Raw genomic sequence first — 3,407 nt, forward strand, 5'->3', positions numbered from 1 at the left:
GGAGTTGGCGTCGGCGTTGGCGTGGGCGTTGGCGTCGGAGTTGGCGTCGGCGTTGGGGTCGGCGTCGGCGTCGGCGTTGGAGTGGGCGTCGGAGTGGGCGTCGGGGTTGGCGTCGGCGTCGGCGTTGGAGTGGGCGTCGGAGTTGGCGTCGGGGTTGGCGTCGGCGTTGGAGTGGGCGTCGGCGTCGGAGTTGGCGTCGGGGTTGGCGTCGGCGTCGAACTGGAACCGCCCGCTGCCGCAGCAACGCCGCCTATCGCACCCGCGCCGAGCAATGCATAGAGAACGCCATTATTGCCGCCATGATGGTGCTTCTTCTTTTTACTGTCCGCCTGACCCTGACCGGTATCCGAGGAGCCCTTTTTGGCGGCGGCGAGAGCCGGGGAAAGCGCCATCGACGAAACGGCTGCGAGCGCCAGAACCTTGCCCGCGAGCTTGAACTGGTATGACATAGACGTTCCCCCAAAGCCACACTCGCTCCAAGACTCAATATTGAACGCCTTGGATTTTGATGAGTCAACCTTTAAATGTTCGTCCGAACAATTACTTCCCGCTCCCCAGCGCCTGTAGTACTTCCGGAAGTTGCCGCCTCCATAAAACTAGTTGCGCGAACGATGTCCCGCTGTGCATCAAGCTGACGCCACCGATCATCACAATCGTAAATGGGTAGGGCGGATGGAACTGACATGCTACGTTTTCCCCGGCTGGGAACCGCGCATCCGGCCGGCATCGCCAAAGCGGGGATGGATGGATGAGGCGCCCGAATCATATCCCTATCGCTGCCTTCCCCTCACCATCGCCAACAGCCACGGCTGGGAAATTCTCAGCCCCTGCGGCTTCGAAGCCGAGTGGAATGGAGGCATGGCGGTCGAAGACGTCATCGTCAGGGCCGATCCCGGGACGCTGGCGCACGAAGCGCCGGTCGCCCTGTTCGGGCTCGGTACGTTCACCATCCACGTCCAGGGCCTGTTCCGTACGCCCGCCGGCTGGAATCTTTTCGCCGGGGGGCCGCCGAACTGCACCAAGGATGGCGTGGTGCCGCTCGCTGGTATCATCGAAACCGACTGGGCACCATATACCTTTACGATGAACTGGCGGCTGACGCGCGCCAACCACGTGGTGCGCTTCGACCTCGACGAGTCGATTGCGCACATCTTCCCGATCGAACGCAGCGTGATCGAAGATATCGCGCCGCGTTTTGTCCCGATCGACGAAAATCCCGAACTGAAGGCAAGCTTCGAGGCATGGTCGCGTTCGCGCGATGCTTTCCAGCGGCATGTGCGCGAGCACCCGCCCAAAAAGCCCGCCGACAAGTGGCAGAAGCTCTATTATCGCGGGTTGATGCCTGACGAGCGGTGCCCGATCACGGATCACCAGACCAAGCTGCGCGTTCGCGAATTCGCCAACGCTGCGCTCGTCGAACCGGCACCGCGGGCTGGCCGAGAGGTCGTCCTGCCGGAACGATCACTTCCTCCAATGCGGCCCGTTGCGTCCGAAGCCGGCTGGAAAGTCGCCAAATACGAATGGCTGTTCGAAACCATGGAGCGCCAGCGCGCGCTTTCTGTAAACGCCAGCGGCGTTTTTCGTTGCGCAGATCTGACCGCCGAAGATTTCCTCGACAATTTCTACGCACCGGGCCGGCCGGTTATCCTGTGCGGCGCGATCGATGGCTGGCCGGCGCTGGGGAAATGGACGCCCGACTATCTGCGTGAAGAGATCGGCAGCGCGACGATCGAATGCCAGGGCGGGCGCCGGGGCAGTACCCGCTTCGAACTCGACAAGGATTCGCACAAGCGACAGATGCCGTTCGACCGGTTCATCGATCAGATTGTCGAAGTCAGCGGCAATGACCTTTATCTGACGGCGTATAATTCGGCCAGCAACGCCGCCGCGCTGGCACCGCTTGCGGCCGATCTCGGCAGTATCCCCGCGCTGCTCGATGACGCCAGCGGGCAGGACGCCAGCATGATGTGGATCGGGCCACAGGGTACCTTCACGCCGCTGCACCACGATCTGACCAACAACCTGATTGTCCAGATTGTCGGGCGAAAGCGGGTTGTCATGGCTTCGCCTGCGGAAACGCCGAAGCTCTACAATCACCTCCATGTGTTCAGCGAAATCGGCAACCTGACCGATCCGCAGCTCGATCTTTCGGCCTATCCAAAGCTCGGGGACGTCCGGCTGCTCGAGCTGGTGATTGAGCCGGGCGAAGTGCTGTTCGTCCCGATCGGCTGGTGGCACCAGGTCGAGGCGCTCGATTTCAGCGTTTCGATGACCTACACAAACTTTCGGTGGGCGAACGAAGGCTATCGGGAGCATCCTGAAAGAGGCTAAATTCGCGCGCTTGCGCGTGCGATCGACAGGGGGTGGGATGTAGCATGAACCCGAAGCCCGGCGCACGCCTCAAGCTCGACGCGCGGCTGGTCGCGCTGGCGCTGGGATTGGGCAGCTTCGCGCTGTTTGCCTTTCGCATCGGCACGCCGGCGGAACTCTATTTCGACGAGACCCATTACGTGCCGGCCGCGCGGACTCTGATTGCACATTCCGGCCCCGTCAACATCGAGCATCCGCTTTTTGCCAAAACGATGATCGCTGCGGGCATCGAGCTGTTCGGCGACAACAGCATCGGCTGGCGACTGCCAAGTGCGTTCTTTGCCGCAGCCAGCGTGATGGCGCTATTCTGGATCGGGAGGATGATGTTCCGGGCGGACCGTCCGGCGGTACTTGTTGCCCTGCTGGCGGTCTTCAACCAGACCCTCTTTGTCCAGGCGCGCATCGCCATGCTCGAAATGCCGATGACGGCGTTCATTCTGTTGGCGGCCGGTTGCCTGCTGAAGGCGCGGCAGGAGGACGGCGGCGGCAGGCGGTGGGTATTCGGCGGTTGGCGATAGAGGCTGAGTTTTCGCGCGTTATGTTTGCCTAAGAGCGCGTAGCGAAGTCTGCTACTGATCGCTCACCGTCGCGCTACAAACAGTCCGCTTCCGTCCTCTCGCTGCCATAAAGCGGACCGTCCGTCATCGGCCAATGCCGGACATTGGCCGTTGCCAGGCGCTAATGACCGTTTTCAACCCATTGCGGACTTCCGTGGGCTTCGCCTGTCCTCCTGCGAGGATCGGCGCCGGCCCCCTTACGGATCAGCGTCGACGGGCCGCCCCCGCGCGACCCCTTCGATTCGTGCTAAACTTTGTGCGACGGACGCACCTTCGCGCCGAGTCGGGGAAAGTGATATGACAAGATGTTGGTGTGCGGTTGCCGCTTCGTTGCTCGTCGTGCCCACGCTCGTGCTCGCACAGGATCGGTCTGAGCAGACCGGGCAGAAGCAGAAGGGATGGATGGTCGCGAATCTCCGCGCCCGGCCCGGCGAGTGCGCAGTATTGCGCCAGAATGATGGCTTCGCCCTGTCCGGCACC

General features: G+C 62.3%; 3 protein-coding genes. All 3 read left to right on the forward strand.

Features of this window, described 5'->3' with window-relative positions:
* Window positions 1–279, forward strand: a 279-nt coding sequence (locus tag RMO25_RS04300; protein WP_309661372.1) for a hypothetical protein, incomplete at its 5' end; no start/stop codon positions are given.
* A gap of 393 nt (window positions 280–672) precedes the next feature.
* The gene (locus tag RMO25_RS04305; RefSeq protein ID WP_309661373.1) at window positions 673–2,331 is read left to right on the forward strand and encodes a DUF6065 family protein; all 1,659 of its coding nucleotides are present in this window, start codon (window positions 673–675) and stop codon (window positions 2,329–2,331) included.
* Window positions 2,332–2,375: 44 nt separating this feature from the next.
* Complete coding sequence (locus RMO25_RS04310; protein WP_309661374.1) at window positions 2,376–2,888, forward strand: phospholipid carrier-dependent glycosyltransferase; 513 nt, start codon at window positions 2,376–2,378, stop codon at window positions 2,886–2,888.
* Window positions 2,889–3,407: the final 519 nt, after the last annotated feature.

Source organism: Sphingomonas sp. (assembly GCF_031361285.1).
Taxonomy (GTDB): Bacteria; Pseudomonadota; Alphaproteobacteria; order Sphingomonadales; family Sphingomonadaceae; genus Sphingomicrobium.